Here is a 21,364-nt window from a genome sequence, read left to right as displayed (position 1 = left end):
ATACATTATTTTGATGCACTACTTTGACGCATTACTTTGAATCCGTCACGCTTGACGCGCCAACATCTGTAGCAATACCGGCTTTGTCTGCCTTGCGCGCCCGCCGCGCTTCCTTGCGGCTCATATACCAGTAGTGGGCCCGGTCCAGGTACAGATACACAACCGGCGTCGTGAACAAGGTCAGCGCCTGCGACAATACCAGGCCGCCGACCATCGCATAACCCAGCGGACGCCGCAATTCCGAGCCGGCGCCGTGGCCCAGCATCAGCGGCAGACCGCTCAGCAATGCGCACATGGTAGTCATCATGATCGGCCGGAAACGCAGCAGGCAAGCCTGGTAAATCGCCTCTTCCGGTTTCATGCCGTGCTGGCGTTCCGCCGTCAGCGCAAAGTCGATCATCATGATGCCGTTTTTCTTGACGATACCGATCAGCAGGATGATACCGATCAGTGCAATCACGCTGAGATCATAACCGCCCATCATCAGAATCAGCAGGGCGCCGACGCCGGCCGAAGGCAAGGTCGACAAGATCGTCAACGGATGGATATAGCTTTCATACAGCAAACCGAGCACGATATACACTGCCACCAGCGCGGCTGCAATCAGATAAGGCTGCGACGACAGCGAATCGCCAAACGCCTTGGCGGTGCCTTGGAAAGCACCGGTCAAGGTCTCCGGCACGCCCATCTCATGCTGCGCCTTCTGGATCGCCGCGACCGCTTCGCCAAGCGCTACGTTCGGCGCCAGGTTAAAGGAAATCGTCACCGCCGGGAACTGGCCTTGATGGCTGATCGAGAGATAGGAAGTCTTGCTGGTATCGATGCTGACAAAGGTCGACAGCGGCACTTGCCGGCCGGTGATCGGCGAGGTCAGGTAAATCTTGCTGAACAGGTCGGGATCTTGCTGCAGCTTGGGCGTCACTTCCAGGATCACGTGATAGCTGTTGATCTGCGTGAAATATTGGGCGACCTGGCGCTGGCCGATGGCGTCGTAGATGGTCGAATCTATCAGCGCCGGTGAAATCCCGAAGCTGGAAGCGCGAGCCCGGTCGATCGTCAGCTTGGCCGCCGCCGCTGCGTTTTGCTGGTCGGAAGCGAGATCGGTCAATTGCGGCAATTGACGGAAGCGGTTCAGCAGCTTCGGCGCCCAGACGTTCAGTTCGTCCAGGTTCGAGTCAGTCACCGTGTACTGATATTGGGAGCGCGACAAACGGCCGCCGACGTTGATATCCTGGCCCGCTTGCAGGAACAAGTTGACCCCTTGCACCTGGGCCAGCTGCGGCCGCAAGCGCGCAATCACCTCGTCGGCGCTGGCGGTGCGTCCTTGATCTTTTGGTTTCAGACTGATGAAAAAATTACCCGTATTGAATGTGCTGAAGCCGCCGCTCATGCCGAAACCGGTGACATCAGGATCCTTGCGCACCACATCGGCCAGCGCCAGCATGCGTTTGTTCATCGAGGCAAACGACGAATCCTGGGCCGATTCGGCAAAGCCGTAAACGAAGCCGGTGTCTTGCTGCGGAAAGAAGCCTTTCGGGATCACGATGAACAGCGCCACGGTCGCAGCCATGGTGGCGAAAAACACCATCAGGGTAATGAACTGATGGCGCAGCACGATATTGAGGCCGCGCTTGTAGCCATTGAGCATGGCATCGAAGCCGCGTTCGAACATCTGATACATGCGGCCGTGCGACTCAGCCGTATGCGGCTTCAGGAAGCGCGAGCACAGCATCGGCGTCAGGGTCAGCGAAATGAAGACCGAAACCACAATCGTCAACGTCACGGTGATGGCAAATTCACGGAACAGGCGGCCGACGATGCCGCCCATCAGCAGCAGTGGAATAAACACCGCAACCAGCGAAACCGAGATCGAAATAATCGTAAAGGCGATTTCTCCCGCACCCTTGTAGGCGGCCTCCATCGGCGCCATGCCTTCTTCGACATAGCGATAGATATTTTCCAGCATCACGATCGCATCGTCGACCACGAAGCCGACCGCGATAGTCAGCGCCATCAGCGACAAATTGTCGAGACTGAAGCCCAGCAGATACATGACAGCGGCGGTGCCGAGCAAAGCCAACGGCACGGTCACGCTCGGGATCAAGGTAGCCGGGATGTTACGCAGGAACAGGAAGATCACCAGCACCACCAGTGCGATGGTCAGCACCAGCGTAAATTCCACGTCCAGCACCGAGGCGCGAATGGTCTGGGTGCGGTCGATCAAGGTGTTGACGTGCACTGTCGGCGGGATCGCCGCCTGCAGGCGCGGCAGGGCAGCTTTGATGCGGTCCACGGTTTCGATCACGTTGGCGCCCGGCTGCTTGGTGACCGCCAGCACGATCGAACGGCCATTGATCACCGTGTTGCCGGCCGGTGCAGCTGCGCCGGCATAGGCCCAGCCGGCAACCTTGAGGTTTTCTGCCGCGTCGATGGCGACGCCGATGTCGCGCACCCGGATCGGCGCGCCGTTCTTGTAGGCCAACACCATGTCGTTCCATGGCTCGGCGCTCAGCAGCTGGTCGTTGGTGTAGACGGTGAAGCTTTGCTTGGGGCCGTCTACCGTGCCTTTCGGCTGATTTACAGTCAGGTTGGCGATGACGCCGCGAATATCTTCCAGGCTGATGCCGATCGCTGCCAGTTTGGTCGGATCTACCTGGATCCGCACCGAGGGTTTTTGCACGCCGCCGATGTTGACCAGGCCAACGCCCGGAATCTGCGAAATCTGCTGCGCCAGAATATTATCGGCATAGTCGTTCACCTGGATCAGCGGCAATGCGTCCGATTGCACCGACATCACCAGGATAGGCGAATCGGCCGGATTCACTTTGCGGAAGGTCGGCGGGCTCGGCAGGTTGGCCGGCAGCTGGCCGCTGGCGGCGGTGATCGCTGCCTGCACGTCCAGCGCGGCAGCGTCGATGCTGCGGTTGAGATCGAACTGCAGGGTAATTTGCGTCGAGCCGAGCGAGCTGGTCGAGGTCATTTGCGACAGGCCGGCAATCAGCGAGAATTGCCGTTCCAGCGGCTGCGCCACGCTCGATGCCATGGTTTCCGGATTGCCGCCGGGCAGGTTGGCGGAGACCTGGATCGTCGGAAAATCGACTTGCGGCAACGGCGCCACCGGCAGCAGCGGCCATACCGCAGCGCCAACCAGGAAAATCGCAATCGCAAGCAGCGTGGTGCCGATCGGACGTTTAATGAAGTTCGCGGAGATGCTCAATTGCTTGCCCCTTTGGCGGCCGGGGCAGGCGCGGTGCCGGTGCCGGCAGCGCCGGCTTCGACGACCTTGATGCCGGGCTTCAGTTTGTACTGGCCGTCGACCACTACCCGTTGCCCCGGATTCAAGCCCTTGTCGATCACGGCTACGCCGTCCTGGATATTGGCGAGCTGAATCGGCTGATTCTTTACCGTGTCATCGGCGCCGACGACGTAGACGTAGATGCCATCCTGGCTCCGCTGCACCGCAGCTGCAGGAATCGTCAGAGCTTGTTTGCGATCGCCCAGCACCAGTCTCACATTGACATACTGGCCCGGCCACAATACATGCGACGGATTCTGGAAAATACCTTTCAGCTGCACCGTGCCGCTGCTGGTGTCGATCTGATTATTCAGCAGCGTCAGATTGCCCTGGGCCAGCATGGTCGAGTTGTCGCGTGGGAAGGTCTGCACGCTCAACGGCTTCTGGCTGCCATGCAAGGCTGTATTGATGCTCTGGAAGGTTTCTTCCGGCAGCGTAAACACGACCGCAATCGGATCGATCTGATTGATCACCACCAGGCCATTGACATCGGCAGCGTGGATGATATTGCCAGGATCGACCAGGCGCGCACCGACCCGGCCGCTGATCGGCGCCAGGATGCGGGTAAAGCTGAGTTGCACCTTGGCGTAATTGATCTGCGCTTCGTCAGCTTGCACGGCGGCTTGCAGTTGCGTGACTTGCGCCCGCGTGGCGTCCAGCGTCTGTTGTGTCGCGGCATCCTGTTGCACCAGCGTGGTGTAACGCTGCAGATCGAGCCTGGAGTTTGCCAGCTGTGCCTGGTCCTTGGCCTTTTGCGCCAGCGCCTGGTCCAATTGGGCTTGCAAGGTGCGTGGATCGATTTGCGCCAGCAACTGGCCGGCTTTCACGTCCTGGCCTTCGACAAAGCCGACCTTGTCCAGCTGGCCGTCGATACGCGCCTTGACAGTGACGCTGGCATTCGAGGTGACGGTGCCGACTCCGCTCAGGTACATCGGCATGTCTTGCTGTTTGACGGCTGCGGTGGTGACCGCCACTGCGTTGGCAGCGGCGGTTGGCGCGGCGACGGCGCCGGCCTTGTGAACGATGCCCCAGCCGGCGGCGCCGATCAGGACCAGTAGCGCGGCGGTAATCAGCAGCGTTGCACGTGGTTTGGAGAGTGTGGTGGTCATGTCGTCTGCTCGGAGAATTAATTGCTTGTATTGTTTTGTGCCTGTTGTGCTTGGCTTGGACGCTCGGCGCCGCTCAGCTGGCTGGCATCCCAGCCGCCGCCGACAGCCTTGATCAGCGCCACGCTAGCCAGCAGCTGGCGTCCCAGCAATTGCACTAAAGTGCGTTCATTGCTCAGGGCAAGCGTCTGCGCCGTGACCACCGTCAGATAGGTCGCGGTGCCGGCGCGGTACTGGCTGAGCGCCAGCCGTTCCGCCAGTTGCGAGGCTTGCACTGCCTGGTTCTGGGCGATCGCCTCTTGATCCAGGACGTTCAGCGTGGCCAGGTTGTCTTCCACTTCCTGGAAGCCGCCCAGTACGGTTTGCTTGTATTGCGCTACCGCAACGTCATACGCCGCAATCGCCTGGTCGCTGTGCGCACGCCGCAGGCCGCCATCGAAAATGGTTGCGGCCAGCGCCGCCCCGAGCGACCAGACCCGGCTTGGCGTGTCGAACCACTGCGCCAGGCTGGCGCTGTTGAAGCCGCCGCTGGCGCTCAGCATCAATGCCGGGAAAAAGGCGGCCTTGGCGACGCCGATGTTGGCGTTGGCAAGCGCAACATGGCGTTCGGCGCTGGCGATATCGGGACGGCGTTCCAGCAGATCCGAGGGCAGGCCGGCAGGAACCGGCGGTAAACCAGCCTGCATCTTGGCCAGCATTTGGGTATCGGCCGATAGCGTAGCCAAATTCGCCGCCAAATTGAATCCGGAAGGCGCCTGGCCGGTCAGGATGGCGATTGCGTGTTCCAGCTGGCTGCGTTGCGCCTGCAAATCGATGGCTTGCGCTTCGGCGGTTTTCAACTGGCTTTCCGCCAGCGCCACGTCCGAGCGCAGTGCGACTCCGGCTGCGTACTGGCTCCTGGTCAGTTGCAGCGAGCGGGTATAGGCGGCGGTGGTGCGCGCATACAAATCTTTCAGCAGATCGGTGATGCGCAGCTGCAGATAATCTTGCGCCAAGGTTGCCTGGATGCTGAGGCGGGCGGCGGCCAGGTCGGCGGCGCTGGCCTGGGTGCCGGCGTCGCCCGCTTCCACCGAACGCCGCACGCTGCCCCAGACATCCGGCTCCCAGCTGCCTTGCAAGCCGGCGCTGTAGCCATTGCCGAGCTTGACGCCATTGCTGTTGGTGCGTGCGCGGTCGACGCCGGCGTTGACGCCGATCGTCGGCCAGAAGCCGGCGCGTGCCGCATCGGCCGCAGCACGTGCCTGGCGATACTGGGCCTCCGCCTGGCGAATATTCTGGTTGGCCTGGTTGGCTTGCTGTACCAGCTTGTTCAGGGTGGCGTCGCCATAGACTTCCCACCAGTTGCTGCTGTCGATTGGCTGCGGCTGTGCCTGTTTCCACGGGCCGCTCTCTTTATAGCTGGCAGGCACATCCATCGACGGCCGCACATAATCGGGGCCGACTGCGCATGCTGTCAGCGAGAGCGCAACTGCGGCAGCCATGATGCTGGTTGTAAACGAACGCTGGGGTCTTAGGGGGGAGGAGAAATTCATGAGTCTGCTTGGTCTGACGTTCGGAACATCGGATGGAGTGTCCGAACGGCGGGCAAGCAGCGGTTGCAATAATCGCAACAGTCACAACAATCGCAGCATCGGACAGTATTCAGGAATACTTTAAGTCTTGCTGGGGTACCTGATGCTGTCGCAAATATGACAATTCTGTCAGTTTCGTCCGTGCTTGATACGTAGCGCGCTGATAGTGGTGGCCAGCAAGGTTGCGGCTGCCGCCAGCCATAGCGACAAGTGGACCGCGCTGGCGTCGATATGCGCGGTGTCGGCTGAAGCCTGGGCGATGCTGGTTGCCGCCAGCACCACTGCGACCAGCGCTGCGCCCAGGGATTGACCGAAGGTGCGGGCAATCGCCAGCACGCCGGACGCGGTGCCGCTGCGCGCACGTGGTGCGTTGCTCAGCATTTCGCGATTGTTGGGGCTCTGGAAAAAGCCGAAACCGAGTCCGCACACAAAGGCGCGCCACAAGATATCCGGCACCGAAGCGTGTTCGCCGAGACAGGCTAGCAATACCAGGCCTAGCGTCAGCACCAGCAGGCCGCAGGTTGACAGCAGCGACGCCGAATAGTGGTCGGCCAGACGGCCGGCGATCGGCGCCGTGATGGCAATCGCCACCGGCCAGGGTGTAAACAAGGCGGCCGATAGCAGCGGACTAAAGCCATAGGCGCCTTGAAACAGGAACGGCAGTGCAATAAAGGCAATTCCCTGGCCAACAAAAGAACAGAGCGAAGTAGCTACCGCCATGGAAAACCGTGGCGATGCAAAAATATCAAGTGGCAATAACGGTGCGGCGTAACGTCGTTGTCTGATGATAAATAAAACAAGCGAAACCAGGGCGATCGCGAAGAGCAGCAATTCCTTGCCCCGGCTATCGTGGCGCGATAAGCCATCGACGGCCATGACAAAGGTGCCCAGGGCCAGTGCCGAGAGTACGGCGCCGATGGCGTCGAATTTGCCGCCGCGTCCCGGATCGCGCGGCAGCACGCGCCATGCCATCAGCAGGGTGACGATGCCGATCGGGACATTGACCGCAAACAGCCATGGCCAGCTCAGTACCGACAGCATCAGGCCGCCAATCGCTGGCCCGGCAGCGGTAGAGGAGGCCACCACCAGGGCGTTGACGCCTAATGCCGCTCCCAGCAGGCGGGTAGGGAATATATTGCGGTAGAGCGCCGGACCGATACACATGGCGGCGGCGCCGCCCAGACCTTGTAACAGCCGCATGCCATTCAGCATCGCCAGCGAAGGCGATAGCGCACAGCCTAGCGACGCCAGAGTGAATACCAGAATGCCGCTCATATATACACGGCGAAAGCCGAGCACCTCGCCCAGCGAGGCGAAGGCGACCATGGTCATGGCGCCGGCGAGGATGTAGGCGTTGGCTATCCATACTGCGGCGGCCGCATCGACCTGCAGGCTGCGGGCAATCATGGGCAGCGCAACATTGACGATGGAACCGTCCAGCACGGTCATGCTGGTGCCAAGAATCATGACGATAATCGCCACCCGGCGGGTTGCTCCCGGCAGGCCGTCGTCCTCTGGAAGGTCGCCGAACAGCCGGCTCATGCAATGAGCTCCTGCGGCTTTGGCGCAACACTTGAACGGAATAATGGCGAGGTAGGCAAGGTCAACAATAAAATGAATAATAAAATCAGGGGAACATTGATAGACCGGGGCGGAAGCCGCGAATTATCACATGAAGCACAATTTCATGCAGGCATCAGCGCAGCGATTGTTGTGGTTGCTGACGGGCTTACCAACAAAAGCTGCTATTTTTAGGATCACCGGCGGCTGCCGCAACGGCTGTTTGATGTATAATTCGAATTTCCCGCATGTGCCGTTCGGCACCTTCCGTAATGACTAAGTTTGTATTTGTTACCGGCGGCGTTGTCTCATCCCTTGGTAAAGGGATTGCAGCCGCCTCTCTCGCCGCGATATTAGAATCGCGCGGCCTTAAAGTCACCCTTCTTAAACTCGATCCGTACATCAACGTCGATCCAGGCACCATGAGCCCGTTCCAGCACGGCGAAGTGTTTGTGACCGACGATGGCGCAGAGACCGATCTCGACCTCGGCCACTATGAGCGCTTCATTACGGCCAAGATGAAGAAGGTGAATAACTTCACCACCGGCCAGATCTACGAATCCGTGATCCGCAAGGAGCGCCGGGGCGAGTACCTCGGCAAGACGGTACAGGTTATTCCGCATATCACCAATGAAATCCAGGATTACATCTATCGCGGCGCCGAAGGTTTCGACGTGGCGCTGGTGGAAATCGGCGGTACTGTCGGTGATATCGAATCCTTGCCCTTCCTCGAAGCGGCGCGTCAGCTGAGCCTGCGTGCGGGCCGCAACGCCGCCGCTTTCGTCCATCTGACCCTGGTGCCGTATCTGGTGTCGGCCGGTGAACTGAAGACCAAGCCGACCCAGCATAGTGTGCAGAAACTGCGCGAAATCGGTATTTCGCCGGATGCATTGCTGTGCCGCGCCGACCGTCCGATCCCTGACGACGAACGGGCCAAGATTTCCTTGTTCTCGAACGTCCAGGAAGACGCCGTGATTTCGGTGTGGGACGCTGACACCATTTACAAGATCCCGCAAATGCTGCACGACCAGGGGCTGGATGCGATTGTCTGCGAAAAGCTGGGCCTGTCGCCTAGGCCGGCCGACCTCTCGGTCTGGACCAAGCTGGTGCATGCGCTGGAAAACCCGACCTATGAAGTCACTATCGGCATGGTCGGCAAATATGTCGACCTGACCGAGTCCTACAAGTCCTTGACTGAAGCCTTGCGCCACGCCGGTATTCATACCGGCAGCCGGGTCAACATCGAGTACCTGGATTCGGAGGAAATCGAAGCCAACGGCACCGGCGCATTGGCCAAGTACGATGCGATTCTGGTACCAGGCGGCTTTGGCAAGCGCGGCGTCGAAGGCAAGATCGCGTCAGCCCGTTTCGCCCGTGAAAACAAGATTCCTTATTTGGGTATTTGCCTCGGCATGCAGGTTGCATTGATTGAATATGCACGTGACATGGCCGGCCTGCCGCTCGCTAATTCGACTGAATTCGATGCGCAAACCGATCAGCCGGTAGTGGCCCTGATCACCGAATGGCAAAATCACGACGGCAAGGTGGAGTTGCGCGATGTTAATTCCGATCTGGGCGGCACCATGCGCCTGGGCGCGCAAACCTGCGATGTCAAACCGGAGACGCTGGCCGCCGAAATCTACGGCCCGACCGTGACCGAACGCCATCGCCATCGCTACGAAGCCAATAACCATTACCTGGATCGTATCGAAGCGGCCGGTCTGGTGGTGTCGGCCCGTACCCCGACCGAAGGCTTGTGCGAAATCATGGAATTGCCACGCAAGGGCGAAAATGCCCACCCTTGGTACGTTGGTGTCCAGTATCACCCGGAATTCAAATCGACTCCGCGCGATGGACATCCCCTGTTTATTTCGTTCATCAAGGCTGCGTTGGCGCACAAGCAAGCTAATACCGCAATTGCAGCGTAAGGAAAGAACATGAAACTTTGTGGCTTTGATGTCGGTCTGGATCAACCGTTTTTCCTGATCGCCGGCCCGTGCGTCATCGAATCGCGCCAGATGGCGCTCGATACCGCCGGACAATTGAAAGAGATCACCAGCGCGCTGGGCATCAACTTCATTTACAAATCGTCTTTCGACAAGGCGAATCGTTCGTCCGGCACTTCTTTCCGCGGCCTCGGCATGGAAAAAGGGCTGGAGATCCTGGCTGAAGTCAAAGCGCAAATCGGCGTGCCGGTGCTGACCGATATCCATGAAATCTATGAAATCAAGCCGGTGGCGGCGGTGGTCGATGTCTTGCAGACACCGGCTTTCCTCTGTCGCCAAACCGATTTCATCAATGCCTGCGCGCAATCAGGCAAGCCGGTGAATATCAAGAAAGGCCAGTTCCTGGCCCCGCACGACATGATCAATGTGATCGCCAAGGCGCGTGCCGCCGCCCGCGAAGCCGGCTTGCCGGAAGATAATTTCATGGCATGCGAGCGCGGCGCCTCGTTCGGTTACAACAATCTGGTATCCGATATGCGCTCGCTGGCGATCATGCGCGAAACCGGTTGCCCGGTAGTGTTCGATGCCACTCACTCGGTGCAATTGCCGGGCGGCCAAGGCAGCACTTCCGGCGGCCAGCGCGAATTCGTGCCGGTGCTGGCACGGGCCGCGATTGCGGTCGGCGTTTCCGGTGTGTTCATGGAAACCCATCCAAATCCTGCAGAAGCCAAATCCGACGGACCGAATGCGGTGCCGCTGGGACGCATGAAAGAATTGTTGTCGACCATGATAGACCTGGACCGGGTCGTCAAAAAGAATGGCTTTATCGAAAGCAATTTCGGTTGATTGCTTGGGACCCGGACTATATCGCTGCCGCTATATACACAAGTGGCGGCGCTTGCAGTCTGCCCACGTAAATGGTTTTAATATCGCGCATATTTTTATTTGATAGGGAAATACATGAGTGCAATCGTTGACATCATTGGCCGCGAAATTATTGATTCGCGCGGTAATCCGACAGTCGAATGCGACGTCTTGCTGGAATCCGGCGTCATGGGACGTGCGGCGGTACCGTCCGGCGCCTCCACCGGTTCGCGCGAAGCGATCGAACTGCGCGACGGCGACAAGAGCCGTTACGGCGGCAAGGGCGTGTTGAAGGCGTGCGAGCATATCAACACCGAAATTTCCGAAGCCATCATGGGCCTGGACGCCAGCGAACAAGCGTTCCTGGACCGCACCCTGATCGATCTCGACGGCACTGAAAACAAGAGCCGCCTGGGCGCCAACGCGATGCTGGCAGTATCGATGGCAGTTGCCAAAGCGGCAGCGGAAGAAGCCGGTTTGCCGCTGTATCGTTATTTCGGCGGCAGCGGCGCGATGCAAATGCCTGTGCCGATGATGAACGTCATCAACGGTGGCGAGCATGCCGACAATAACCTGGATATCCAGGAATTCATGATCATCCCGGTCGGCGCACCTAGCTTCCGCGAGGCGCTGCGTTACGGCGCTGAAGTGTTCCACGCACTGAAGAAGATTTTGCACGACAAGGGCCTGGCAACGTCGGTTGGCGATGAAGGCGGTTTTGCACCGTCGCTGGCTAGCCACGAAGATGCGCTGAAACTGATCATCCAGGCGATTGAAGCCGCAGGCTACGAGCCAGGCACCCAGATTGCCTTGGGCCTGGATTGCGCCGCCAGCGAATTCTACAAAGACGGCAGCTACGTTCTGGCCGGCGAAAACATGACCTTGACCGGCGCGCAATTCACCGGCCTGCTGGCATCGTGGTGCGACAAGTACCCGATCATCAGCATCGAAGACGGCATGGCCGAAAACGACTGGGACGGCTGGAAACTGCTGACAGAAACGCTGGGCAAGAAAATCCAGCTGGTTGGCGACGACCTGTTTGTCACCAATACCAAGATCTTGAAGGAAGGTATCGATAAAGATATCGCCAACTCGATCCTGATCAAGATCAACCAGATCGGCACCTTGACCGAAACTTTCGCTGCGATTGAAATGGCCAAGCGCGCCGGCTATACCGCAGTGATCTCGCACCGTTCGGGCGAGACTGAAGATTCGACCATCGCCGATATCGCGGTAGGTATGAATGCCTTGCAGATCAAGACCGGCTCGTTGTCGCGTTCGGATCGCATGGCCAAATACAATCAGCTGCTGCGTATCGAAGAAGATCTGGGCGACATCGCCAGCTACCCTGGCCGTGACGCGTTTTATAATCTCAAGTAATTGCAAGTGTAATAAATTGAGGACAGAGTTTAAGAGCCACCGTAGCGTGGCGAATTACCCTTTTCGGGGCGACTCTGTCCTCAACTGACTGGGACGAAGTTCGAATCAACTAAAGACTGTTTATCCCGATGCGCCTGATTGCCATTTTCCTGACCGCTTTGCTGATACTGGTCCAGTACCCACTGTGGCTAGGCAAGGGCGGCTGGCTGCGTGTGTGGGACATGGATCAGCAAGTGCACGCCGCGCATGACAAGGTCGACGAACTAAAAGTCCGCAATGCCAAGCTGGATTCGGAAGTGCATGATTTGAAAGAAGGCACCGGCGCGGTCGAAGAACGGGCGCGCACCGAGCTGGGCATGATTAAGAAAGACGAGATTTTCATACAGATTCTCGATCCGAACGGTAATCCGGCCGACGCGCCGGCTCCGCCAAATGCAGCATTGACGGCGATAGAAAAGACGATCGCGGTCGCCGTGCCATCCGAAAAGAACAAGAAATCAGAGCCCTGATCTCCTGCGCCTATATCTGAAATCTGCAGGGCGACGCTATTGCTTGCCGCCCTGGCCGCGCTTTTACCGATCTGATACCCGCCCTTAATACCTGCCTTTAATGCTTGCTGCTGCCAGTAGGCAGCAACGCTGCAACCGGTGCTGCGCTGGCAAACAGGTGTGCGCAATCGACTTTGTCGAATTCATAGTGCTTGCCGCAGAAATCGCAATTCACCGCCAGCTTGCCCAAATCGACGAGGGCTTCCTCGATCTCGGGCTGGCCCAGCATTTTCAGCATGTTGCCAACTTTCTCGCGTGAGCAATTGCACTGGAAGCTGGGTTGCTGCGGTTCGAAAACACGGATGGTTTCTTCCCAAAACAGGCGGCGCAGCAGCGTCTGGATATCGGTTGCCAGCATTTCTTCAGGACGCAAAGTGCCGCCCAGCGCCAGGAAGCGATTCCATGTTTCCAGGTCGTCGTTGACGGGCACATCGATGCCGCCGTGATTCGGCAATTTCTGCAACAGCAAACCGCGTGCAACTTTGTTGTCCGCCGCCAGCCACAACCTGGTATCGAGCTGTTCCGAGCGCAGCATATAGTTTTCGATGACGGTGGCGATACTCTCGCCATCCAACGGCACGACGCCTTGATAAGCCTTTTGGCCGGGCATTTTATCCTGTGGATCCAGCGTGATTGCAAACCGCCCCTGGCCATTCAGATTAACCAGCTGCGACATGGTCGCGTCGAGGTCGATCACGGCATCGGGCGCGAGCTTTGCCGTGGCGCGCATCCGCAGTTGCGAATCGCATTCAACCACCAGCAGCCGGATCGGGCCGTCGCCGTATATTTGCATGACGATGACGCCGTTGAATTTCAAATTGGCGGAAAGCAGCGCCGCCGCGGCCATCATTTCACCAAGCAAAGTCGTGACTGGCGCCGGGTACTGGTGGTGCGTCAGCGTCTGCTGCCAGGTGGCGGACAGCTGTACCAGTTCGCCACGCACGGCAGCGTTCTCCACCATGAATTTCTGTAGCGAATCGCTATCGCCGTGTATCTCGCCGGCATCCATCATTTTTGTTACGTCCATATTTTTCATCCGCTAATTTGTTGCTGATTTACTACTTGAATATTGCTTATATTGCTTGATCGGGTAACTGCTGTGCGCCTATCCGATTTGTTTCAGGCTGGTTTTGTACTCTCGCCCGCGTTCTATGTAATGCGCAGCGTTGCCGGCCAGCGCTGCAATATCCTGCTCGCTCAGGGTCCGCACGGCTTTGGCCGGCGCACCGATAATCAGCGAGTTGTCCGGGAACTCCTTACCTTCGGTGACCAGCGCACCGGCGCCGACCAGGCAATTCTTGCCGATCTTGGCGCCATTCAGGATGACGGCCTGAATCCCGATCAGTGCGCCGTCGCCGATCGTGCATCCGTGCAACATTGCCTGGTGGCCGACGGTGACGTTCCTGCCTAGCGTCAGCGGAAAGCCCATGTCGGTGTGCAGCGTGCTGCTTTCCTGCACGTTGCTGCCCTGGCCGACCGTGATCAATTCATTATCGCCACGGATCGTGACACCGAACCAGACACTGGCGTCGGCTTCGATCTTGACCTTGCCGATCAGATTGGCAGATGGCGCAATATATGCTGAAGGGGCGATGTCGGGGGCATGTTCGCCCAATTGGTAGATGGCCATAAATCTCCGTAGAATGCTGGTTGCCGGGCATGCCGGATGCCCTTTTGCGGGAAGCTTATTGAATGCTTGTAGATATGTCCATAATGCGATTTTTCAACTGTAGCGTCATTTTACCGCTGTCAACATGAAGCAATCTCCCTTTCTCGCAAAGCCAGACGAGTTTGAGTTGCGTGCCGCCGCCCTGCATTGGCTGTGCGAGGCCGATGTTGCCGCCAAGGTGGCAGGGGTCGAGGCATTGGCGGCGAGCTGGAAAAATGCCGAAATGACACTGGATAGGCAGCGCGTGCTGAGTGCAAGCTTAAGCATCCCGGGGCGCCCGCCACTGCCGGCGCTGGTGCCGCCGCGCGAAGTCAAGCATCGCTCCATGGCATCGCTGGAAGGGCGCGCCGCCATGATTCACGCGCTGGCGCATATCGAATTCAATGCCATCAACCTGGCGCTCGACGCCATCTGGCGTTTCGCCGGGATGCCGGAAGATTACTACGCCGACTGGCTGCGGGTCGCCAAGGAAGAAGCTTATCACTTCAGCTTGTTGGCAAGCCACTTGCAGACGCTGGGATTTGCCTATGGCGATTTTTCGGCGCACAACAGCTTGTGGGAGCTGACTGAGAAAACCAGCCATGACATCCTGGCCAGGATGGCGCTGGTGCCGCGCATGATGGAAGCACGCGGCCTGGACGCCTCGCCGCGCACCCGCGCCAAGCTGGCGCAGGCCGGCGACGACGGTGCGGCAGCGATCATCGACATTATCTTGCGCGACGAGATCGGCCATGTGGCGATCGGCAACCACTGGTATGGCTGGCTTTGCGAGGCGCGCCGGCTGGAGCCGCTGGCAACCTTTACCGCCTTGGCGCTGCAACACAAGGCGCCGGTATTGCGCGGGCCGTTCAATCTGGAGGCGCGGAGGGCGGCTGGATTTTCCGAACCGGAACTGCTGGCTCTGTCAGAAGAAACGAAGCCGCTCTAAGGGCCCGGCTGCGGTTTTAGTCATCTCAGTGATACCACTTGTGCTTGCCGGCGGGTTTGACGATTTCCGCCATATTCACCAGCTTGGTGCCGGCGATACGGTCATGCAGAAATTGCCGTTGCGGATCGAGATAGATAGTCATGGCCCAGAGCACGAAATTCGCCGCCGGGATCAACACCAGCATCCAGGTATGCGCGCCTAGCGCCCAGGACAGCGCCAGTCCGGGCAGGAACCAGCACCAGCTGAGCAGGAAGCGGACGGCGGCACGGCCGGCTCTGACCGCACTGCCGTCGCGGTTGACGAGCCGGATGCGCCAGGTTTTCATGGCCAGCGTTTGTCCGCCGTGGCTCCAGCACCAGACGAAGTACAGGGTGAGTACGATGAACAGCCAGGCTTGTTGTCCGTGACGCAGGTAAAGCGCGTTGCGCTGCTGCAGCAAGGTGGAAAAAATCCATCCCGAAATAAACAGGATGCCGAACAACAGCATGGCCTCATACATGATGCTGCCGAAACGGCGTTTCAGCGATGGCGTCTGCTGTTGGCTGGCAAGCTGTTCGGTTGCGGCAGGATTCAAGATGTTTATTTCGTGGCAGGCGCCAGCATCGGCGCTGGTGCCGTCGCTGGTCCCGGCGCGGTTGCCGCAGCCTGTTCCTGGCCGGCAGGGGGCGCCAGCTTGACTGGCGCTGCCGGTTTGGATTTGTTGAGCGTGGCCGGCGGCAAGGTAGTTACCCGTTTGTGGCGCGGCGTGGCTTGTTCAGCCAGCTCTTCCTTTTGTTGCTCCGACAATTGCTGATACTGCTGCCAGCGCAACGCTCTTTGCTCGGTATCGAGCTTGTTGGCGCGAGCGTAATTCTCACGGGCGATACGGCGCTGTTCGGGAGTCAACGTTACCCAGCCGCGCATCCTGGCCTGCAATCTTTCCTGTTCGGCAGGCGTCATGCTGGCGTAGCGGCCGCTGATTTCCAGCCATTTCTTCCTGGTGGTCGGCTTTAATTTATCCCAATCGGGGGCGAGCGGCTCCAGGACATGTTTCTGGACGGCGCTCAGTTCATTCCAGGCAGGAGCGGCACTATCGACCACCTTGGTCATCTTGGGCGGGTTGCCTGAGACTTCCTTGACGCTGGCGGCAATCGGGCGGCCGGCAGCCTGGGTCGGTGCAATCGGGCCGAGTACCGCCAGCGCGGCGCCGCCGGTCACCAGCAACGCACACGCGGCGCCGATGAAACGCTTGCGGCGGCTGCCTAGCATGTTGACAGAGGGCTTGCGGTCGCCCGGATTGGAGGAAGAGTTTGACGTCATTGGTCTTCTTGCTGCTGGGCGAGGTAGGCGCTAAAACCGCGGTCCAGGTAGGCCGATGGCGGCAATTCGTCCGATAGCATGGCGGCATCGATGTCGGCGGCGGCAGTAATCCGATGTTGCTGTTCGTATTGATACAAACCGGACAGCAGCACCACGCCGACCAGAATCGGCGCAGCAACACCGATCCGCATCAGCCAGGACAGGCGATTGCCGAAGAAGCTGCCGGCGTGTCCTGCCAATACGCCTTGATGCGCCAGCACACGGGTCGGCGCATCTTTTTTCTTGCGCGCCATCGCCGCCTTGCGGGCGGCAGCCAGGCGGTCAGCGGTAGGGGCTGGCAAATTGTCCAGGTTTTCATTCAGTGCGTGCCGCACCTTGAAAGCGAAATTGATTTCTTTAGTGTTCATAAACTGATTCCTTTGGCCTTGAGCGATAGCGCCAGAGTGTGCGTTGCGCGAGAGCAGTGCGTTTTTACGCTGCCTTCCGAGCATCCCATTGCGGCCGCGGTCTCGGCAACATCCATGTCCTCCCAATAACGCATCAGGAAGGCTTCTCGTTGACGCGCCGGCAGTTTCTGTACTTCCTCGTCGATCATGTTAAGAATTTGCTCACGTTCCAGCTTATTGGCGCTGGATTCGGTCGCTTGCGAATCTTCATCCGACTCGAAGGTTTCCAGGACATCGTAATCCTCGTCGCTGGCATTGTTATGCCCCATGCTGGAAAACAGGCTGACCCAGGTATTGCGTACCTTTTCCCTGCGGAAATAGTCATGGATGGTGTTCTGCAGGATGCGCTGGAACAGCATCGGCAGCTCGGCCGCCGGTTTGTCGCCGTATTTTTCCGCCAGTTTGATCATGGCGTCCTGGACGATGTCCAAGGCGGACTCGTCTTTACGGACGGCGTACACCGCCTGCTTGAAAGCCCGGCGTTCTACGTTTTCAAGGAAATCGGAAAGTTCTTTATCTGTGGCCATGCTTCGCGGCGAATTGGGTCATACACTAGGGCCTGTTAACAATTAATTTGGGAGATGCGTTCAAACCAAAACGTGTGGTGGCAAGGCGCGTGGCTTGCTGGGGCTGGTGCCCCAGCAAGCCACGCAACGCGGCCAGCGCACGTTTTGGTTTGAACCCTCCGGGAACGGCTGCAGGCGTCGCATGCCGTTGTTGCAACTCCTTGCCGTAGCACCGCTACGTCGCGTCGCTGCGCCTAGGCACGCAACGCCTGCCGCGCGTTCGCACTCCCAAATCAATTGTTAACAGGCCCTTCTACCTACTGCTGATTCAAGATTCTGTTGCGAGTCGGAATACGATCACGCCTGGGGCAGGCCCCGATGTTGACTCGTCTACGTTTGCCGCCCTTGGCCTGCGTCCGGATAAGCAATGGCTTGCAATAAATTTCCAGACTGGCCGAATGCTAGCAAAAAAGGGGAGGGTTGTGGGTAAATCTGCAGCAAAAGACACGATTTAACTTGGATTTCATGTAATTTGGCTTGACCGGAATGAAACTACGCATTATGGTAGCTATCCACTTCAGAACCCTGAAGTGCAAGCCTTTTCGCTGACGACTCAAGATGTTGCTCAACGGACAGGCATGCTTCACATGTGTAAGCTGTTTGCTCCAACCCGTGCCACAAGCGCGAGAAACAGGCAGCGGTGGAATCAGAATTTTCGGCCGAACGAGTAGCGTTTAGCGCCATTTTGAATCGTATCTACGGCTACGCAACGGAATGACGTGATCGCACAAAAAAGGGACGCCGTGGCACTGGTACGCTGCGCCATTTCGTCAGGAAAGAGCATCCGATCAATTTCCAATGGACCTTGAAAGGATCTAGTCATCATGAACAAAGATACAAATTTGCCTGTTACCGGCGCGGAAATTCTGGTGCGCTGTCTGGCGGAAGAGGGTGTCGAACACGTGTTCGGCTATCCCGGTGGCGCGGTGCTGTACATCTACGACGCCATTTTCCAGCAAGAAAAATTCCAGCATATCCTGGTACGTCATGAGCAAGCTGCGATTCACGCAGCCGATGCCTACTCTCGCAGTTCGAACAAGGTTGGCGTGGCGATTGTCACGTCCGGTCCCGGCGTCACCAATGCGGTGACCGGCCTGGCCACGGCCTACATGGACTCGATCCCGATGGTGGTGATTTCGGGTCAGGTGCCGTCCTATGCGATCGGCGAAGATGCGTTCCAGGAGTGCGACACGGTTGGTATTACACGCCCGTGCGTCAAGCACAACTTCCTGGTCAAGGATGTCAAGGATTTGGCATCGACCATCAAGAAGGCTTTCTTTATCGCCAGTACCGGCCGTCCCGGCCCGGTGTTGGTGGATATCCCCAAAGACATTACCATGCACCGCCACGTTTTCGACTATCCGAAGGAAGTCGAAATGCGTTCCTACAAGCCGGTCGACAAGGGTCATTCCGGTCAGATCCGCAAGGCAGTGCAATTATTGCTGACAGCCGAACGGCCGATGATCTATGCCGGCGGCGGCGTGATCCTGGCGAATGCTTCGCCTGAGCTGAACAAGCTGGTGGATCGCCTGGGCTACCCGTGCACCACCACCTTGATGGGCCTCGGCGGCTACAAATCGTCCAGCGACAAGTTTGTCGGCATGCCCGGCATGCACGGCACTTACGAAGCCAACATGGCGATGCAGAACAGCGATGTGCTGATCGCGATCGGCGCCCGCTTTGACGACCGCGTGATCGGCAACCCTAAGCATTTCACTTCGACATCGCGCAAGATCATCCATATCGATATCGACCCATCGTCGATTTCCAAGCGCGTCAAGGTCGATATTCCTATCGTCGGCAACGTCAAGGATGTGCTGCAGGAGCTGCTGGCGCAACTGGATGCTGCCGAGACCCGGCAAAATACGGCGGCCTTGTCCAACTGGTGGAAGCAGATCAACGAATGGCGCGGCCGCGATTGCCTCAAGTTTGCCGATTCGAAAGAAGTGATCAAGCCGCAGTCCGTGATACAGAAGGTCTGGCAGATCACTGATGGCGATGCATTCATCACCTCCGACGTCGGCCAGCACCAGATGTGGGCGGCGCAGTATTACGGCTTCGACAAGCCGCGCCGCTGGATCAATTCCGGCGGCCTCGGCACCATGGGTGTCGGCTTGCCGTATGCGATGGGCGTGCAGATGGCCAATCCGGGTGCGACCGTGGCCTGTATCACCGGCGAAGCATCGATCCAGATGTGTATCCAGGAACTTGCCACCTGCAAGCAATATCACCTGACGCCGAAGATCATTCTGCTCAACAACCGCTTCCTCGGCATGGTCCGTCAATGGCAGCAGATCGATTACGGTTCGCGCTATTCCGAGTCCTACATGGATTCGCTGCCGGACTTCACCAAACTGGCCGAGTCGTTCGGTCACGTCGGCATGAAGATCGAAAATCCGGCCGATGTGGACGGTGCACTGAAAGAGGCGTTCGGCATGAAGGATCGCCTGGTATTCATGAATTTCATTACGGATCAAACCGAAAACGTCTGGCCTATGGTCAAGGCGGGCAAGGGCTTGACTGAAATGCTGCTCGGTTCGGAGGATCTGTAATCATGCGACATATCGTTTCTGTACTGCTGGAAAATGAAGCGGGCGCCTTGTCGCGCGTGGTCGGTCTATTTTCGGCCCGTGGCTACAATATCGAGACATTGACGGTCGCACCGACCGAAGATGCGACCTTGTCACGCATGACCATCGTGACAAGCGGCTCGGATGACGTGATCGAACAGATCACCAAGCACCTGAACCGTCTGATTGAAGTCGTCAAAGTGGTCGACCTGACCGAAGGCGCACATATCGAACGCGAGCTGATGCTGATCAAGGTGCGCGCGGTCGGCAAGGAACGTGAGGAGATGAAGCGTACCGCGGATATTTTCCGGGGCCGCATCATCGACGTCACCGACAAGTCCTATACCCTGGAACTGACAGGCAACAAGGGCAAGCTGGACGCATTCATCGATTCTATCGATCGTGCAGCGATTCTGGAAACCGTCCGTACCGGTGGCTCCGGCATCGGTCGCGGCGAACGCATTCTCAAAGTTTAAGCAAACAATAAGTCAGCGCGCTGAAATGTTCAACGCAATGCACTCAAACATCAAATTACATATATAGGATTAAAAATGAAAGTTTTCTACGACAAAGACAGCGACCTCTCCCTGATCAAAGGCAAGAATGTTGCCATCATCGGTTACGGTTCCCAAGGCCATGCGCACGCGCAAAACCTGAACGATTCCGGCGTCAAGGTGACAGTCGGCCTGCGCAAGGGCGGCGCATCGTGGGACAAAGCCAAGAACGCCGGCCTGAACGTGGCTGAAGTCAACGACGCGGTGAAAGCGGCCGACGTCATCATGATCTTGCTGCCGGACGAAAATATCGCCCAGGTCTACGCAGAAAACGTCGCGCCGTTCGCCAAGCAAGGCGCGACGCTGGCGTTTGCCCACGGCTTCAACGTGCACTACGGCCAGGTCGTGCCGCGTGCCGACCTCGACGTCATTATGATCGCGCCGAAAGCGCCAGGCCACACTGTCCGTGCGACCTACACCCAAGGTGGCGGCGTGCCGCACCTGATCGCCGTTTATCAAGATAAATCCGGTAGCGCCCGCGAGATCGCCTTGTCGTACGCAACCGCCAATGGCGGCGGCCGTGCCGGCATCATCGAAACCAACTTCCGCGAAGAGACTGAAACCGACTTGTTCGGCGAGCAAGCTGTTTTGTGCGGCGGTGCGGTTGAGCTGATCAAAGCCGGTTTTGAAACTCTGGTCGAAGCTGGCTACGCGCCGGAAATGGCTTACTTCGAATGCTTGCACGAACTGAAGCTGATCGTTGACCTGATCTATGAAGGCGGCATCGCCAACATGAACTACTCGATCTCCAACAACGCTGAATACGGCGAATATGTCACCGGCCCGCGCATCGTTACAGAAGACACCAAGAACGCCATGCGTCAGTGCCTGAAAGACATCCAGACCGGTGAATATGCGAAGAGCTTCATCCTCGAAAACAAGGCTGGCGCGCCAACCCTGATTTCCCGTCGCCGCATCACTGCCGAACATCAGATCGAGCAAGTTGGCGAGCAACTGCGCGGCATGATGCCTTGGATCAAAAAGAACAAGATGGTTGACCAGTCGAAGAACTAATCAGGACTACTTGTTTTGAGAGCGGGCATCATGCAGCAAGCGCCTGCA

At 58.3% G+C, this 21,364-nt stretch carries 19 protein-coding genes; 9 read left to right on the top strand and 10 right to left on the bottom strand.

All coding sequences use genetic code 11. The annotated features are described in order from the left end of the window. Positions 1 to 31: 31 nt before the first annotated feature. The 4 genes from BLV81_RS20295 to BLV81_RS20280 all read right to left on the bottom strand — a co-directional run bounded on the left by BLV81_RS20295 (position 32) and on the right by BLV81_RS20280 (position 7,514). Entirely contained in the window at positions 32 to 3,217 is a 3,186-nt protein-coding gene (locus tag BLV81_RS20295) for an efflux RND transporter permease subunit (RefSeq protein ID WP_092359641.1), read from the bottom strand. Then, on the bottom strand, positions 3,214 to 4,404 hold the full coding sequence (locus BLV81_RS20290) for an efflux RND transporter periplasmic adaptor subunit (protein WP_092359639.1): 1,191 nt from the start codon (positions 4,402 to 4,404) through the stop codon (positions 3,214 to 3,216). The genes BLV81_RS20295 and BLV81_RS20290 overlap by 4 nt, the downstream gene beginning before the upstream one ends. A gap of 17 nt (positions 4,405 to 4,421) precedes the next feature. Then, positions 4,422 to 5,933 carry an efflux transporter outer membrane subunit gene (locus BLV81_RS20285; protein WP_092359638.1) on the bottom strand — a complete coding sequence of 504 codons (1,512 nt, stop codon included), beginning with the start codon at positions 5,931 to 5,933 and terminating at the stop codon, positions 4,422 to 4,424. Between the two features lie 168 nt (positions 5,934 to 6,101). Further along, positions 6,102 to 7,514 carry an MFS transporter gene (locus BLV81_RS20280; RefSeq protein WP_092359636.1) on the bottom strand — a complete coding sequence of 471 codons (1,413 nt, stop codon included), beginning with the start codon at positions 7,512 to 7,514 and terminating at the stop codon, positions 6,102 to 6,104. A 130-nt stretch (positions 7,515 to 7,644) separates the two neighbouring features. Between BLV81_RS20280 and BLV81_RS23990 the strand changes: the two genes are divergently transcribed. The 5 genes from BLV81_RS23990 to ftsB all read left to right on the top strand — a co-directional run bounded on the left by BLV81_RS23990 (position 7,645) and on the right by ftsB (position 12,231). Next, positions 7,645 to 7,812: a hypothetical protein gene (locus BLV81_RS23990; RefSeq protein WP_176992914.1), complete on the top strand. Its 168-nt coding sequence runs from the start codon at positions 7,645 to 7,647 to the stop codon at positions 7,810 to 7,812. Then, positions 7,805 to 9,460 (top strand): CTP synthase, encoded by a 1,656-nt coding sequence (locus tag BLV81_RS20275; RefSeq protein WP_092359634.1) that lies wholly within the window; start codon positions 7,805 to 7,807, stop codon positions 9,458 to 9,460. Before BLV81_RS23990 ends, BLV81_RS20275 begins: the two co-directional genes overlap by 8 nt. Positions 9,461 to 9,469: 9 nt before the next feature. Next, positions 9,470 to 10,324 (top strand): 3-deoxy-8-phosphooctulonate synthase, encoded by an 855-nt coding sequence (kdsA, locus tag BLV81_RS20270; protein WP_092359632.1) that lies wholly within the window; start codon positions 9,470 to 9,472, stop codon positions 10,322 to 10,324. Positions 10,325 to 10,438: 114 nt separating this feature from the next. Continuing rightward, positions 10,439 to 11,722 carry a phosphopyruvate hydratase gene (gene eno, locus BLV81_RS20265; protein ID WP_092359630.1) on the top strand — a complete coding sequence of 428 codons (1,284 nt, stop codon included), beginning with the start codon at positions 10,439 to 10,441 and terminating at the stop codon, positions 11,720 to 11,722. Positions 11,723 to 11,850: 128 nt separating this feature from the next. Beyond that, on the top strand, positions 11,851 to 12,231 hold the full coding sequence (gene ftsB, locus BLV81_RS20260; RefSeq protein WP_092359628.1) for a cell division protein FtsB: 381 nt from the start codon (positions 11,851 to 11,853) through the stop codon (positions 12,229 to 12,231). 97 nt (positions 12,232 to 12,328) lie between these two features. Here the strand turns inward: ftsB and hslO are convergent, their stop codons facing one another. Further along, on the bottom strand, positions 12,329 to 13,297 hold the full coding sequence (hslO, locus tag BLV81_RS20255; protein WP_092359715.1) for an Hsp33 family molecular chaperone HslO: 969 nt from the start codon (positions 13,295 to 13,297) through the stop codon (positions 12,329 to 12,331). Positions 13,298 to 13,375: 78 nt separating this feature from the next. Continuing rightward, the gene (locus BLV81_RS20250) at positions 13,376 to 13,900 is read right to left on the bottom strand and encodes a gamma carbonic anhydrase family protein (RefSeq protein ID WP_092359626.1); all 525 of its coding nucleotides are present in this window, start codon (positions 13,898 to 13,900) and stop codon (positions 13,376 to 13,378) included. 124 nt (positions 13,901 to 14,024) lie between these two features. Between BLV81_RS20250 and BLV81_RS20245 the strand changes: the two genes are divergently transcribed. Continuing rightward, complete coding sequence (locus BLV81_RS20245) at positions 14,025 to 14,867, top strand: ferritin-like domain-containing protein (protein WP_092359625.1); 843 nt, start codon at positions 14,025 to 14,027, stop codon at positions 14,865 to 14,867. A 25-nt stretch (positions 14,868 to 14,892) separates the two neighbouring features. Here BLV81_RS20245 and BLV81_RS20240 read toward each other — a convergent pair whose 3' ends face one another. The 4 genes from BLV81_RS20240 to BLV81_RS20225 are packed head-to-tail and all read right to left on the bottom strand — an operon-like array spanning position 14,893 to position 17,139. Then, positions 14,893 to 15,441, bottom strand: a complete 549-nt coding sequence (locus tag BLV81_RS20240; protein ID WP_092359623.1) for an RDD family protein — start codon at positions 15,439 to 15,441, stop codon at positions 14,893 to 14,895. 5 nt (positions 15,442 to 15,446) lie between these two features. Then, positions 15,447 to 16,166 (bottom strand): DUF3106 domain-containing protein, encoded by a 720-nt coding sequence (locus tag BLV81_RS20235; protein WP_092359621.1) that lies wholly within the window; start codon positions 16,164 to 16,166, stop codon positions 15,447 to 15,449. Next, positions 16,163 to 16,573, bottom strand: coding sequence for a DUF3619 family protein (locus tag BLV81_RS20230; RefSeq protein WP_092359620.1), 411 nt, complete (start codon positions 16,571 to 16,573; stop codon positions 16,163 to 16,165). The genes BLV81_RS20235 and BLV81_RS20230 overlap by 4 nt, the downstream gene beginning before the upstream one ends. Then, positions 16,570 to 17,139, bottom strand: coding sequence for an RNA polymerase sigma factor (locus BLV81_RS20225; RefSeq protein WP_092359618.1), 570 nt, complete (start codon positions 17,137 to 17,139; stop codon positions 16,570 to 16,572). Before BLV81_RS20225 ends, BLV81_RS20230 begins: the two co-directional genes overlap by 4 nt. 863 nt (positions 17,140 to 18,002) lie before the next feature. Between BLV81_RS20225 and BLV81_RS20215 the strand changes: the two genes are divergently transcribed. The 3 genes from BLV81_RS20215 to ilvC all read left to right on the top strand — a co-directional run bounded on the left by BLV81_RS20215 (position 18,003) and on the right by ilvC (position 21,316). After that, a complete protein-coding gene (locus tag BLV81_RS20215; RefSeq protein ID WP_092359615.1) occupies positions 18,003 to 19,730 on the top strand; it encodes an acetolactate synthase 3 catalytic subunit in 1,728 nt (575 codons plus the stop codon). Positions 19,731 to 19,732: 2 nt separating this feature from the next. Next, complete coding sequence (ilvN, locus tag BLV81_RS20210) at positions 19,733 to 20,224, top strand: acetolactate synthase small subunit (RefSeq protein WP_014005248.1); 492 nt, start codon at positions 19,733 to 19,735, stop codon at positions 20,222 to 20,224. Between the two features lie 75 nt (positions 20,225 to 20,299). Continuing rightward, positions 20,300 to 21,316: a ketol-acid reductoisomerase gene (gene ilvC / locus BLV81_RS20205; RefSeq protein ID WP_092359613.1), complete on the top strand. Its 1,017-nt coding sequence runs from the start codon at positions 20,300 to 20,302 to the stop codon at positions 21,314 to 21,316. The last annotated feature ends 48 nt before the right edge of the window (positions 21,317 to 21,364 follow it).

Origin of the sequence: Collimonas sp. OK242, from assembly GCF_900107095.1 — a bacterium.
In the GTDB taxonomy this organism is placed as follows: Bacteria; Pseudomonadota; Gammaproteobacteria; order Burkholderiales; family Burkholderiaceae_D; genus Collimonas.
This window is presented reverse-complemented; position numbering and strand designations above follow the sequence as displayed.